This is a genomic window from Sphingomonas sp. SUN019 (assembly GCF_024758705.1).
GTDB lineage: Bacteria > Pseudomonadota > Alphaproteobacteria > Sphingomonadales > Sphingomonadaceae > Sphingomonas.
The window spans coordinates 3,543,059-3,557,234 of sequence record NZ_CP096971.1 but is presented as its reverse complement, the minus strand read 5'-3'; the positions used below and the strand labels follow the sequence as shown (position 1 = coordinate 3,557,234).

Below are 14,176 nucleotides of genomic sequence, written 5' to 3'. Positions count from 1 at the left end.
GTCAGAACAGCGACGCCGCCGCCGCGTTGGTCCACAGCGCCAGCGCGGGGATCGCCAGATAACCGAGCGGCGACACCAGCACCGCCGCCACCGCGATCAGCCCGCCTTCGACCTTGTCGGTCGGTGCGAACGCCGCGGCGGGTTCGTCGAAGTACATCGTCTTCACGATGCGCAGGTAGTAATAGGCCCCGATCACCGACGCCGCGATGCCGATCACCGCCAGCGGGAACAGCCCCGCCTCGACCGCGGCGTAGAATACCGCGAACTTGGCGTAGAAGCCGAACAGCGGCGGGATGCCCGCGAGCGAGAACATGAAGATGGCCAGCGCCGCCGCCAGCCCCGGCCGCGACCGCGACAGACCCGACAGGCTCTCGATCGTCTCGACCGGCTGACCGTCCTCGCCGCGCATCTGGAGCACGACCAGGAACGACCCGAGCGTCATCGCGACATAGATCGCCATATACGTCATCACCGCCGCGACGCCCTCGGGCGTGCCAGCGGCGAGGCCGATCAGCGCGAAGCCGACATTGTTGATGCTGGAATAGGCCAGCAGGCGCTTGATGTTCGACTGCCCGATCGCCGCGACCGCGCCGAGCACGATCGAGGCGAGTGCGGCGAAGATCACGATCTGCCGCCACTGATCGTCGGCCGGTCCCATCGCCTCGACCGCCACGCGCACGGCGAGACCCATCGCCGCGACCTTCGGGGCCGAGGCGAAGAACGCGGTGACCGGGGTCGGCGCGCCTTCGTAGACGTCGGGCGTCCACATATGGAACGGCACCGCGCTGATCTTGAACGCGATTCCTGCGAACACGAACACCAGCCCGAACAGCAGGCCGAGCGACTTCGCATCACCTGTCATCGGCGCGGCGGCATATGCCCCGGCGATTTCGTTGAACAACGTAGAGCCGGTGAACCCATACACCAGGCTGATGCCGTACAGCAGGATGCCGCTCGCCAGCGCGCCCAGCACGAAATACTTCAACCCCGCCTCGGCCGAGCGCGAATCGCGCCGCATGAAGCTGGCCAGCACGTAGGCGGCAAGGCTCTGCAACTCGAGCCCGACATACAGCGTCAGCATATCCGCCGCCGACACCATGATCCCCATGCCGCACGCCGACAGCAGGATCAGCACCGGATATTCGGGCCGCAGGTCGTCGCCCGCGGTGCGTTTGAAGAACCCCGGCGCCATCACGATCGCCACCGCGGACGCGATGTAGATCAGCACCTTGGCGAACCCGGCGAAGGCGTCGGCGCGGTACAGGCCGTCGAACGCGTCGCCGCCGGTCGAGGCCGGGCCGATCAGCGACAGGCACGCGCCGAGCAGCACTGCGACCGCGGTCCACGACACCGCCTTCGTCGACGCGGTTCCGCCCCAGGCAGCGACCAGCATCAACGCCAGTGCGCCGAGTGTCAGCACAACCTCTGGCAGGGTCATCGCGATCTGCGCTGCGTAATCCATTAGTGCGCGCCCCCATGCGCGGTTTCAGCGGGCGCGGCGGGGACGACCCCGCTTCCGGCGGTCGGCAAGGAATCCCCCGCAGGCTTCGCGCGACCGATCCGCGCCAGCAGCGTCTGCGTATCCTTGCGCATCGGCGCGAGGAAGCTTTCGGGATAGACGCCCATCCACAGCACCACCGCCGCGATCGGCGCGAGCAGCCAGACTTCACGCCGCGACAGATCGGTCATCGCACGCACGTCCTCCGATTTGATCTCGCCGAATACGACGCGGCGATAGAGGTACAGCATATATGCCGCACCCAGGATGATGCCGGTCGTGCACAGCAAGGTGATCGTGGTCGAGACCTGATACGTGCCCATCAGCGCCAGGATCTCGCCGGGGAAATTGCTCGTCCCCGGCAAGCCGACCGAAGCCATCGTGAACAACATGAAGAGTAACGCGTAGCGCGGCATGTTGATCGCCAGCCCGCCGTAACGGCTGATCTCACGGGTATGCAACCGGTCGTAGATCACGCCGACGCACAGGAACAACGCGCCCGACACGAGCCCGTGGCCGAGCATCACCAGCATCGCGCCTTCGATGCCCTGCTGGTTGAACGCGAACAGCCCGATCGTCACGATCGCCATGTGCGCGACCGACGAATAAGCGATCAGCTTCTTCATGTCCGATTGCACCAGCGCGACCAGACTGGTGTAGATCACCGCCACCGCCGACAGGCCAAACACCAGCCACACGAACTGCGCCGACGCCTCGGGAAACATCGGCAGGCTGAAACGCAGGAAGCCGTAGCCGCCCAGCTTCAGCAACACCCCCGCCAGGATCACCGACCCGGCGGTCGGGGCCTGCACGTGCGCGTCCGGCAGCCAGGTGTGGACCGGCCACATCGGCATCTTCACCGCGAACGACGCGAAGAACGCCAGCCACAGCCATGTCTGCACGCTGGCCGGGAAATCATACGCCATCAGCGCGGGGATGCTCGTCGTGCCCGCTTCGATGCTCATGTAGAGCATCGCGATAAACATCAGCAGCGAGCCGAGCAGGGTGTAGAGGAAGAACTTGTAGCTCGCGTAGATCCGGTTCTGCCCGCCCCAGATGCCGATGATCAGATACATCGGGATCAGCCCGGCTTCGAAGAAGATGTAGAACAGGAACAGATCCTGCGCCGCAAAGGTGCCGATCATCAGCACCTCGGTCAGCAGGAACGCGGCCATATATTCGGGCACGCGCTTTTCGATCGCGGCCCACGATGCGCCGATGCAGATCGGCATCAGGAACACGCTGAGCATGATGAGCAGCAGCGCAAACCCGTCGATGCCCAGCGCCCAGCCGAACCGCCCGAACAGCGGCGCATATTCGACGAACTGCCACTGCGCGCCGCCGATGTCGTAGCTGGTCCACAGGATCACGCCGAGCGCGAGGTCGACCAGCGTCGCCGCCAGCGCCAGCCAGCGTGCGGAGGGCGCAGACAGGAATAGGCACGCGACCGCGGCAATCGCGGGTACCGCGAGCATGACGGAAAGGATCGGGAAACTCACGACGCGATCACCCAGGTTACCGCGGCGGTCAGTCCGATCAGCATGACGAAGGCATAGGTATAGACATATCCGGTCTGGAGCTTGCCCGCCGCGCGGCTGCCCATCTGCACCAGCCACGCCGAGCCGTTCGGCCCGAACCGGTCGATCGTCCTCTCGTCACCCTTGTGCCAGAGCAGACGTCCGATCGCGAAGGCGGGACGGACGAACAGCAGATGGTACAGCTCGTCGAAATACCATTTGTGATGCACGAAATCGTACAGCACGTCGAACGTCGCGGTGAACTTCGCCGGGATATTGGTCGAGCGGATATACGCCATCCACGCGATCGCGAACCCGATCACCATCGCGATCGTCGCAGCCAGCTTCACCAGCAACGGCACCTCATGCATGTGATGCATCAATTCCTCGCGGAACGCGATCGACCCGCGCCAGAAGCCTTCGCCCGCCTCGGGCTCGATGAACCAGTGATGGAACACGAAGCCCGCCGCGACCGCGCCAACCGACAGCAGGATCAGCGGCACCAGCATCGACCACGGGCTCTCGTGCGGATGATAGCCGCCTGTCCCCGCAGGCGTCTCCGCCGCGCCCGCCGCGTGCGCATTCGGCGCGTGGCTCGCATCCTCATGCGCCACGTCGCCGTGATGCGCCTCCCCACTACTATCATGGCCATGATCGTCGTGCCCGTGCGCGTCGTGAAGCGCGTGCTGGATATGCTCGCTCGCCGCCCAGCGCGGCTTGCCCCAGAAGGTCAGGAACATCAGCCGCCACGAATAGAAACTCGTCAGCAGCGCCGCGAACGTCCCGACCCAGAACGCCCCCGGCTGACCCGCGGCCCAGCTCACCTCGAGGATCGCATCCTTCGAATGATAGCCCGCAAACCCGCCGACACCATAGATGCCGACCCCGGTGATCGCCAGCGTGCCGAGCAGCATCGCCCAGAAAGTGATCGGGATTTCCTTCCGCAGGCCACCGTAGAACCGCATATCCTGTTCGTGGTGCATCGCGTGGATCACCGATCCTGCACCCAGGAACAGCAACGCCTTGAAGAATGCGTGCGTGAACAGATGGAACATCGCCGCGCCGTATGCGCCGACGCCCGCCGCGAAGAACATATAGCCGAGCTGCGAGCAGGTCGAATAAGCGATGACACGCTTGATGTCGGTCTGCGTCGTGCCGACGGTCGCCGCGAACAGGCAGGTCGCCGCCCCGACGCCGGTCACCACCGCCAGCGCAGTCGGCGACGTCTCGAACATCGGCGACAGGCGGCACACCATGAACACGCCCGCGGTGACCATCGTCGCGGCGTGGATCAAAGCCGACACCGGCGTCGGCCCCTCCATCGCATCGGGCAGCCAGGTGTGCAGCCCCAATTGCGCCGATTTGCCCATCGCGCCGACGAACAGCAGCAGGCACAGCACGGTCATAGTGTCGAAACGATAGCCGAGGAAGCCGATCGTGCTGCCCGCCATGCCGGGTGCGGCGGCGAGGATCTCGGGGATCGAGACGGTGTCGAACACCAGATAGGTGCCGAAGATGCCGAGCATGAAGCCGAGATCGCCGACGCGGTTCACCACGAACGCCTTGATCGCCGCGGCGTTGGCGCTTGGTTTCCTGAACCAGAAGCCGATCAGCAGATAACTGGCGAGGCCGACGCCTTCCCAGCCGAAGAACATCTGGATCAGATTGTCCGCCGTCACCAGCATCAGCATCGCGAAGGTGAACAGCGAGAGATAGGCGAAGAACCGCGGCTGATCCGGGTCTTCCTCCATATAGCCCCAGCTATAGAGGTGGACGAGCGCGGAGACGCTGGTGATGACGACCAGCATGACCGCGGTCAGCGCATCGACCTTCAGCGCCCACGACACGTCGAATGACCCTGAGCTGATAAAATGCAGCACCGGCGTGACGCTCGGCGCGTTCGTGCCGCTCAGGAAGCCGATGAATACCGGCCATGACAACAGGCACGACGCGAACAGCGCGCCGGTCGTAATGACCTTCGCAGGCACGTTGCCAATCGCGCGATTGCCAAGCCCAGCGACGATCGCCGCCAGAAGCGGCAGGAAGACGATGAAAAGGATCAACGGATTACCCCTTCATCCGGCTGGGATCGTCGACCGAAATCGTCCCCCGACCGCGGAAATAGATGACCAGGATGGCGAGGCCGATCGCCGCCTCCCCCGCCGCGACGGTCAGCACGAACATCGCGAAGACCTGCCCGACCAGATCGTTCAGCGCGGCCGAGAACGCGACCAGATTGATGTTCACCGCCAGCAGGATCAACTCGATCGCCATGAGGATGACGATGATGTTCTTGCGGTTCAGGAAGATGCCCAGCACCCCCATCGTGAACAGGATCGCCGCAACGACCAGATAGTGAATCAGCCCGATCGACGCGTTCACAACTGCACCCCCGCACCGATTTCAGGCCGCACATTGCGGGTCGCATCTTGCGGACGGCGCGCGATCTGGCGCGCGATATTCTGTTTCAGCACGCCGGTCCGTTCGCGATGCGTCAGCACGATCGCGCCGATCATGGCGACCAGCAGGACCAGCCCCGCACCCTCGAACACGAACAGATAGCGCGTGTAGAGCAATTGCCCGATCGCCTCGATGTTCGGCACCTCGTCGCGCATCGGGGCAGCGCGTCGTGCCAGGTCGACCCCACCCGCACTCCACGCGCCGACCGCAATGAATATCTCGGCGACGAGCGCCACCGCCAGCGCCAGCCCGATCCACGCATAGCGCACGAACCCGGCGCGCAATTCGGCGAAATCGACGTCGAGCATCATCACGACGAACAGGAACAATACCGCAACCGCGCCAACATAGACGATGACCAGCAGCATCGCGATGAACTCCGCGCCGACCAGCACCATCAGCCCTGCGGCGTTGAAGAACGCCAGGATCAGCCACAGCACCGAATGCACCGGATTGCGCGACGAAATCGTCATCGCGCCGGACACGATCACAGTGAACGCGAAGAGGTAAAAGGCGATCGCCTGAATCATGTCGGCGCGCCTACCGGTATGCCGCATCGGCGGCAAGGTTCGCCGCGATCGCGCGTTCCCAGCGGTCGCCGTTGTCGAGCAGCTTCGCCTTGTCGTAGATCAGTTCCTCGCGCGTCTCTGTCGCGAATTCGAAATTCGGCCCCTCGACGATCGCATCGACCGGGCACGCCTCCGCGCACAGCCCGCAATAGATGCACTTGGTCATGTCGATGTCGTAGCGCGTCGTGCGGCGGCTGCCGTCGTCACGCGGCTCGGCCTCGATCGTGATCGCCTGTGCAGGGCAGATCGCCTCGCACAATTTGCACGCGATGCACCGCTCCTCGCCGTTCGGATACCGCCGCAACGCGTGTTCACCGCGGAAACGGGGCGAGATCGGGTTCTTCTCGAACGGATAGTTGATCGTCGCCTTCGCCTTGAAGAAATACTTCAGCGTCAGCGCGTGCGCCTTCACGAACTCCCAGAGCGTGAACGCCTTGATTGTCGAAGCGATACTCATGCTTAGAATCCCACCCGCTGCCACATGAGCACGCCGGAAACGAGGAACACCCAGAACAGCGACACTGGCAGGAACACCTTCCAGCCCAGCCGCATCAGCTGATCGTAGCGGTACCGCGGCACCGTCGCCTTGATCCAGCTGAACACGAAGAAGAAGAACAGGATCTTCGCGAACAGCCACAGGATGCCCGGCACCATGTACAGCGGCGCCCAGTCGATCGGGGGCAAATATCCGCCCCAGAACAACGTCGCGTTCAGCGTGCACATCAGGATGACGTTGGCATATTCGCCGAGCCAGTAGAGCGCGAACGACATGGACGAATATTCGGTCTGATACCCCGCGACCAGTTCGCTCTCAGCCTCGGTCAGGTCGAACGGCGCGCGCTGCGTTTCGGCGAGGCTCGAGATCAGGAACATGATCGCCATCGGGAACAGCAACGGGTTCAGGAAGAAGCCGTTGATGCCGCTGTTCAGCACGCTGCGCTGCGCCTCGACGATCGCGGTCATGTTGAAGCTGCCCGCCCACAGCACAACCGAGATCAGGATGAAGCCGATCGCGACCTCGTAACTGACCATCTGCGCCGCGGCGCGGATCGCGGAGAAGAACGGATATTTCGAGTTCGACGACCAGCCCGCCAGGATGATCCCGTACACGCCCAATGACGACGCCGCGAGCACGTACAGCAGCCCGACGTTGATGTTGGCGAGTACGACCTCAGGTTGGAACGGCACCACCGCCCACACGATCAGCGCGACGGTGAAGGTGATGATCGGCGCGAGCAGGAACAACCCGCGGTTCGCCGCGGTCGGGATGATCGTTTCCTGCAGGAACACCTTCAACCCGTCGGCGAACGACTGCAGCAGCCCGAACGGCCCGACGACGTTCGGCCCCCGCCGCAGCGCCATCGCCGCCCAGATCTTCCGGTCGGCATAAATGATCATCGCCACCGCCAACATCAGCGGCAGCGCGATGACCAGGATACCGATGATCGTAGCGAGGAACCATGCCCAGCCGTAGTTCATGCCGTAAGAGGTGAAGAACGCGGTCACCAGCAAATCCTCCCCTGCAAGGGGAGGTGGCAGCGCGAAGCGCTGACGGAGGGGTGTTGCGCCATCGAGAAGGTGATACCCCTCCGACGCTGCGCGCCACCTCCCCTTGCAGGGCAGGATTTAAGGTATGCCATCACTCTGCTGCCTCCGCGAATTCCTCGCCGTGCAGCAGTTCCGCCGAACAACGCTGCATCGTCGGGCTGGCGCGGCAGATGGCATTTGTCAGGTAGAAGTCCTGGATCGGATACCCTGCCAGCACCCCCTCCGCCTTCGCATCGAGCGATGGCGGCGACCAGTCGAACGTCTTCAACCCCGGCTCGGCCAGCAACGGCTGCTCCGCCGCCATCGCGCTACGCAATTGTTCGATCGTGTCGAAAGGCAACGTCTTTTCCATCCGTTCCGACAAGGCACGGAAGATCGTCCAGTCCTCGCGCGCATCGCCCGGCGGGAATACCGCGCGTTCGCCACGCTGGACGCGACCCTCCAGATTGACCCACGTCCCCGATTTCTCGGCATAGCTCGCGCCCGGCAGCACGACATCCGCCGCCGCTGCGCCCTTGTCGCCGTGATGCCCGACATAGACCTTGAAGCCCGCAAACTTGCCGAAATCCGCCTCGTCTGCGCCCAGGAAGAACGTCAGCTTCGCATCATGCAGCGCCGAAATTCCCGCCTTCTGCGCATAGCCGAGCATCAGCCCACCCATCCGCGCGGCCGAGAAATGCACGACGTTGTAACCGTTCCAGCCCTCACGAACGACGTTCAGCGTCTTGGCGAGCGCCAGCGTCGCCCCCTGCCCGCCCTTCAACGCCGCGCCGCCGACGATCATCACCGGCCGCTCGGCCTTGCCGAACACTTCAGCCACCGCCTCGGGCAAATCGTTCAACAACGCCAGATCGTCGCCGAGCCATTCGACCTTGTAGGTCAGCTCGGTCTCCGGCCCGATCGCGAAGACCTTCGCGCCCTTCTTGATCGCTTTGCGCACCCGCGTGTTCACCAGCGACGCTTCCCAGCGCAGATTGGTGCCGACCAGCAGGATCGCGTCCGCTTCCTCGACGCCAGCGATCGTCGTGTTGAAATTCACCGCGGCCAGGCTGGACGTATCGTAGTCCATCCCGGTCTGCCGCCCTTCGAGCAGATCGGAGCCGAGCGACGCCAGCAACGCCTTGGCCGCATACATCGTCTCGCAATCGACCAGATCGCCCGCGACCGCCGCAGCGCTCGACCCTGCGTCCACCGCCGCAATCGCCGCGAACGCCTCGTCCCACGTCGCCTCGACCAACCGCCCGTCACGCCGCACGAACGGCCGGTCGAGCCGCCGCCGCACCAGCCCGTCGACCGCGTGGCGCGTCTTGTCGGTCGCCCATTCCTCGTTCACGTCGTCGTTCACGCGCGGCACGCAGCGCAGCACCTGCCGCCCGCGGCTGTCGAGCCGGATGTTGGTGCCGACCGCGTCCATGACGTCTATCGTCAGCGTCTTCTTCAGCTCCCACGGCCGCGCCTCGAACGCATAGGGCTTCGAGGTCAGCGCACCGACCGGGCACAGATCGACGACGTTGCCCGACAATTCGCTCGTCACCGCCTCTTCGAGGTACGACGTGATCTGCATGTTCTCGCCGCGATAGATCGCACCGATCTCCTCGACCCCCGCGACCTCCTCGGCGAAGCGGATGCAGCGCGTGCATTGGATGCACCGCGTCATCACCGTCTTCACGATCGGCCCCATATATTTCTCGGTCACCGCGCGCTTGTTCTCGAGGTAACGCGTGTGCCCGCGGCCGTAGGCGATCGACTGGTCCTGCAGATCGCATTCGCCGCCCTGGTCACAGATCGGGCAATCGAGCGGGTGGTTGATGAGCAAGAACTCCATCATCCCTTCGCGCGCGTGCTTCACCATCGGCGTGTTGGTGAAGATCTCCTGCTTGTCCGCGGCGGGCAGCGCGCACGACGCCTGGGGCTTCGGCGGACCCGGCTTCACCTCGACCAGACACATCCGGCAATTGCCTGCGATGCTCAGCCGTTCGTGATAGCAAAAGCGCGGGATTTCCTTCCCCGCCAGCTCGCACGCCTGCAGCACGGTCGCGCCCTGCGGGACTTCGATCTCTACGCCGTCGACCTTGACTAAGGGCATCAATTCTTCCCTGACGACCCGCGTGCGCGTCGTCGCTTTCCATCATCGCCGCGGCCCCCGCGGCGTTTCGTTCAGTTGACGCGCGGCGCTTGCCCCGGCTTGCCGCCGCGCGCAAGCGTCGTGGGTCCGGTTACCGCTCAACCACCGGTCGGACCTGCCATCTGGTACAGCGTTTCCGCGAGCACCCCGGCGAACATCGATTTGGTCATGTCGCCGCTTTTTTCGGACAGGCACGCCTCGAACGCCGGCTGCAACGCGATCAGCGCAGCCTGTTCCGCCGCGCTTTCAGTATCGGCCAACACCACCGCCCGTGCGGCCGCTGGATCGCGCCGTATGACACATTCAGTGAATCGGCGTTGCTTCACGGGATTATCTTGCCCCGCCGACACATCGCCCTGAACAGCCACCGGCGTGTTTGTCAGCGGCGGCGCGGCGTCTGCATAGTCATTGATGTACGACGCCTTGAACAACGCGCCGCGAAGCGCCGCCGCGCTGAATTGCATCGAGATCGAACCGGTCGACCCGTCGACGCAGTCGCCACGGTTCAGATAGGTCGCGGTCCGCGCCGCATCGCGGCTGTCGGGATCCATCCTCAGGAAGCTGCGGACGTTGCTCGGCTTTTCCCGCAACAGGCACTGCGCACCCGTGGCCAGCGCGCGGCGCGCCTGCTGCGCCTGGCTCATCGTCCCCACCGCCTTGGGAATTTCGGTTTGCATCTGCGCGGCGGCGGGCAATGCGGTCATCGCGACGGCGATCGCCGCCAGGGAACGGAACGTCACAACAGTCATTGCACCCTCCTTCACGATTATTCCGACCGAACTTCCGATAGTGTTATCACCCAACGCCGCGGATTTCACTCCGCCGCCTCCTGCATCGGCGCAAGGTCACCGCCACGCTCGGTGATCCGCCGCTCCAGCTCGGGCCGGAAATGCTTGATCAAACCTTGGATCGGCCACGCCGCGGCGTCGCCCAGCGCGCAGATCGAATGGCCCTCGACCTGCTTCGTCACCTGCTGCAGCATATCGATCTCACCGATCTCGGCGTCGCCGGTGCGCAGGCGCTCCATCACGCGCCACATCCATCCGGTGCCCTCGCGGCACGGGGTGCACTGGCCGCAGCTTTCGTGCTTGTAGAAGTACGAGATGCGGCTGATCGCGCGGACGATGTCGGTCGATTTGTCCATGACGATGATCGCCGCGGTGCCCAGGCCCGATCCGACCGCCTTCAGCCCGTCGAAATCCATCGGCGCGTCCATGATGTCCTTCGCGGGCACCAGCGGCACCGACGATCCGCCGGGGATCACCGCGAGCAGATTGTCCCACCCGCCGCGGATGCCGCCGCAATGTTCGTCGATCAGCTGGCGGAACGGGATGCTCATCGCTTCCTCGACCACGCAGGGTTTGTTCACATGGCCACTGATCTGGAACAGCTTCGTGCCGCGGTTGTTCTCCGCGCCGAAGCTGGCGAACCAGTCCTCGCCGCGGCGCAGGATCGTCGGCGCGACCGCGATCGATTCGACGTTGTTGACCGTCGTCGGGCAGCCGTACAGCCCCGCCCCGGCCGGAAACGGCGGCTTCAGCCGCGGCTGGCCCTTCTTGCCCTCGAGCGATTCGAGCATCGCGGTTTCTTCGCCGCAGATGTACGCGCCAGCGCCGCGGTGGCAGAACACGTCGAAGTCATAGCCCGAACCGCAGGCATTCTTGCCGATCAGCCCGGCGTCGTACGCCTCGGCGATCGCCGCGAACAGCACTTCGGCCTCACGGATATATTCGCCGCGGATGTAGATGTACGCGGCGCGCGCGCGCATCGCGAACCCCGCGATCAGCGCGCCCTCGATCAGCTTGTGCGGATCGTGACGGATGATCTCGCGGTCCTTGCACGAACCGGGCTCGGATTCATCGGCGTTGATGACCAGGAAGTTCGGCCGGTCGGGCTTCGGCTCCTTGGGCATGAACGACCATTTCGTGCCGGTCGGAAACCCCGCCCCGCCACGCCCGCGCAGGCCGCTGGCCTTGATGCAATCGATGATCGCATCCTGCCCGCGCAGCATCAGCGCCTTCGTATCGTCCCAGTCCCCCCGCTTGCGCGCGGCGTCCAGGTTCCACGGCTGGAACCCGTACACGTTGGTGAAGATGCGGTCCTTGTCGGCTAGCATTACCACTGATCCCGGTAATCATGGTTCGCGTCGACCATCTCGCGCAGGCTCGTCGGCCCACCCTCCGGACAACTCACCCGCCTGCCGATCGTCGATCCCGGCTCGGGCCGCTCGCCGTTGGCCAGCGCCTCCAGCACCGCGACCGTCCGGTCATAGTCCAGGTCTTCGTAATTATCATCGTTGATCTGCACCATCGGCGCATTGGCGCACGCGCCCAGGCATTCGACCTCGGTCAGCGTGAACAGGCCGTCGGGGGTCGTTCCGCCCTTCACCAGCCCGCGGTTCTTGCACGCCGACAGCACGTCGTCCGACCCGCGCAGCATGCACGGCGTCGTCCCGCACACCTGCACGTGATAGCGCCCGACCGGGGCCAGATTGAACATCGTGTAGAAGGTCGCGACCTCGTACACGCGCATGTACGGCACGCCGATCGCGCGCGCGACGAACTCGATCACCGGCACGGGCAGCCACCCTTGCGTATTCGTCTCCGCCCCGACCTGCCGCTGCGCCAGATCGAGGAACGGGATCGACGCCGACTGCTCGCGGCCCTTCGGATAGCGCGCGAGGATCTCGTTCGCCTTGCGCTGGCTGTCCTCGGACCACGCAAATCCGCCCCAGCGGGCGCGGGTTTCGGCTTCGTCAGGAATTTGGATTGCGTCAGCCATTCTTCTTTTCCAGTGCCTCGGCAGCGCCCAATGCTCTGATACGCCAGAACTCTCGCCATCCGTGAAGCGCCATTCGCCACGTTCCGAGCGCAAGCCAAAATCCGGCAAACCCAATCATCAACCAAAGGTGCATGGGCTCTGCATCGGCCGGCACGCCGATTGCTAACGCCCAAATCAACAACGGAGCGACACCGATACCCCAAGTTGCGAGCGGCGTACCTGACCAACGCGCCACGTCACGATCGACAAAACCAACGAGCGAACCGAGTACACTCACCGGTCACACTCCCCGAACACGATATCCATCGCGCCAAGAATAGCCGTCGTGTCCGCCAGCATATGCCCGCGGCTCATGAAATCCATCGCCTGTAAATGCGAAAACGCGGTCGGCCTGATCTTGCAGCGGTACGGCTTGTTCGACCCGTCCGACACCAGATACACCCCGAACTCGCCCTTCGGACTTTCGGTCGCGACATACACTTCGCCCGCGGGGACATGATAGCCTTCGGTATACAGCTTGAAGTGATGAATCAGCGCCTCCATCGACTGCTTCATCTCGGCGCGCTTGGGCGGCACGACCTTGCGATCGAGCGATGCGATCGGCCCCTCGGGCATATCGCGCAGGCACTGCTTCATGATCCGCGCCGACTGGCGGACCTCCTCGACGCGCACCATGAAGCGGTCATAGCAGTCGCCGCGCGTGCCGACCGGCACGTCGAAATCCATCTTCGCATAAACGTCATACGGCTGCGACTTGCGCAGATCCCACGGAATGCCCGCGGCCCGGATCATGGGGCCGGAAAAGCCCCACCGGATCGCGTCATCACGGCTGACCGTCGCGATATCGACGTTGCGCTGCTTGAAGATGCGGTTGTCCGCGACCAGCGAAATCGCATCCTCGAACAGCCGGGGCAGCCGCGTGTCGAGCCAGTCGCCGATGTCGGTCAGCAGCTTCAGCGGCGCATCCTGATGCACCCCGCCGGGCCGGAAATAGTTCGAATGCATCCGCGCGCCGCTGACACGTTCGAAGAAGTTCATGCAGTCTTCGCGGATTTCGAACAGCCACAGGTTCGGCGTCATCGCGCCGACGTCCATGACATGCGACCCGAGGTTCAGCATATGGTTAGAGATGCGCGTCAGCTCGGCGAAGAACACGCGCAAATATTGCGCCCGGACCGGCACCTCCAGATCGAGCAGTTTCTCGATCGCCAGCACGAAGCTGTGCTCCATGCAGAGCGGCGAGCAATAATCGAGCCGGTCGAAATACGGGATCGCCTGCGCGTAGGTCTTGTATTCGATCAACTTTTCGGTGCCGCGGTGGAGCAGCCCGACGTGCGGATCGATCCGTTCGATGATCTCCCCGTCCAGCTCCATCACCAGCCGCAGCACGCCGTGCGCCGCGGGATGCTGCGGGCCGAAATTGATCGTGTAATTCTGGATCGCGACATCGCCGACGGTGTCGTGCGCATCGTCGGTCTGGTGGAGAATCTTCGCCACCGCGGGGTCCAGCGTGTCGTGGAGCGTATCAATCATGCCCAACTCCCCACACCACCCCGGCGAAGGCCGGGGCCCAGTTGCCAAGGCCGAGGTCACCGAGCGACGTTCCAGCCAACAAAGCGGTCGCAACTGGACCCCGGCGTTCGCCGGGGAGGTGCAAGTGGGCGAAGAGATACAGCAT

Annotated in this window: 13 protein-coding genes; all 13 read right to left on the bottom strand. The window is 64.3% G+C overall.

Going from position 1 to position 14,176, the window contains the following annotated elements; all coding sequences use genetic code 11:
* Position 1 precedes the first annotated feature (1 nt).
* The 13 genes from nuoN to M0208_RS17105 all read right to left on the bottom strand — a co-directional run bounded on the left by nuoN (position 2) and on the right by M0208_RS17105 (position 14,031).
* Positions 2-1,462, bottom strand: a complete 1,461-nt coding sequence (nuoN, locus tag M0208_RS17165) for an NADH-quinone oxidoreductase subunit NuoN (RefSeq protein WP_258892880.1) — start codon at positions 1,460-1,462, stop codon at positions 2-4.
* Positions 1,462-2,997, bottom strand: a complete 1,536-nt coding sequence (locus tag M0208_RS17160) for an NADH-quinone oxidoreductase subunit M (protein WP_408988117.1) — start codon at positions 2,995-2,997, stop codon at positions 1,462-1,464. Before M0208_RS17160 ends, nuoN begins: the two co-directional genes overlap by 1 nt.
* Positions 2,994-5,078, bottom strand: a complete 2,085-nt coding sequence (gene nuoL, locus M0208_RS17155) for an NADH-quinone oxidoreductase subunit L (protein ID WP_258892879.1) — start codon at positions 5,076-5,078, stop codon at positions 2,994-2,996. The genes M0208_RS17160 and nuoL overlap by 4 nt, the downstream gene beginning before the upstream one ends.
* 4 nt (positions 5,079-5,082) lie before the next feature.
* Entirely contained in the window at positions 5,083-5,385 is a 303-nt protein-coding gene (nuoK, locus tag M0208_RS17150) for an NADH-quinone oxidoreductase subunit NuoK (RefSeq protein WP_258893295.1), read from the bottom strand.
* 8 nt (positions 5,386-5,393) lie between these two features.
* Positions 5,394-6,005 carry an NADH-quinone oxidoreductase subunit J gene (locus M0208_RS17145; protein ID WP_258892878.1) on the bottom strand — a complete coding sequence of 204 codons (612 nt, stop codon included), beginning with the start codon at positions 6,003-6,005 and terminating at the stop codon, positions 5,394-5,396.
* Between the two features lie 10 nt (positions 6,006-6,015).
* Positions 6,016-6,501 carry an NADH-quinone oxidoreductase subunit NuoI gene (gene nuoI, locus M0208_RS17140; protein WP_258892877.1) on the bottom strand — a complete coding sequence of 162 codons (486 nt, stop codon included), beginning with the start codon at positions 6,499-6,501 and terminating at the stop codon, positions 6,016-6,018.
* Between the two features lie 2 nt (positions 6,502-6,503).
* Positions 6,504-7,550, bottom strand: a complete 1,047-nt coding sequence (gene nuoH, locus M0208_RS17135; protein ID WP_258892876.1) for an NADH-quinone oxidoreductase subunit NuoH — start codon at positions 7,548-7,550, stop codon at positions 6,504-6,506.
* 133 nt (positions 7,551-7,683) lie between these two features.
* Entirely contained in the window at positions 7,684-9,678 is a 1,995-nt protein-coding gene (gene nuoG, locus M0208_RS17130; RefSeq protein WP_258892875.1) for an NADH-quinone oxidoreductase subunit NuoG, read from the bottom strand.
* 137 nt (positions 9,679-9,815) lie between these two features.
* Positions 9,816-10,466 (bottom strand): hypothetical protein, encoded by a 651-nt coding sequence (locus M0208_RS17125; protein WP_258892874.1) that lies wholly within the window; start codon positions 10,464-10,466, stop codon positions 9,816-9,818.
* A gap of 65 nt (positions 10,467-10,531) precedes the next feature.
* Positions 10,532-11,833, bottom strand: a complete 1,302-nt coding sequence (nuoF, locus tag M0208_RS17120) for an NADH-quinone oxidoreductase subunit NuoF (protein ID WP_258892873.1) — start codon at positions 11,831-11,833, stop codon at positions 10,532-10,534.
* Positions 11,833-12,498, bottom strand: coding sequence for an NAD(P)H-dependent oxidoreductase subunit E (locus M0208_RS17115; RefSeq protein WP_258892872.1), 666 nt, complete (start codon positions 12,496-12,498; stop codon positions 11,833-11,835). The genes nuoF and M0208_RS17115 overlap by 1 nt, the downstream gene beginning before the upstream one ends.
* Positions 12,491-12,775: a hypothetical protein gene (locus M0208_RS17110; RefSeq protein WP_258892871.1), complete on the bottom strand. Its 285-nt coding sequence runs from the start codon at positions 12,773-12,775 to the stop codon at positions 12,491-12,493. Before M0208_RS17110 ends, M0208_RS17115 begins: the two co-directional genes overlap by 8 nt.
* The gene (locus M0208_RS17105) at positions 12,772-14,031 is read right to left on the bottom strand and encodes an NADH-quinone oxidoreductase subunit D (RefSeq protein ID WP_258892870.1); all 1,260 of its coding nucleotides are present in this window, start codon (positions 14,029-14,031) and stop codon (positions 12,772-12,774) included. The genes M0208_RS17110 and M0208_RS17105 overlap by 4 nt, the downstream gene beginning before the upstream one ends.
* Positions 14,032-14,176: the final 145 nt, after the last annotated feature.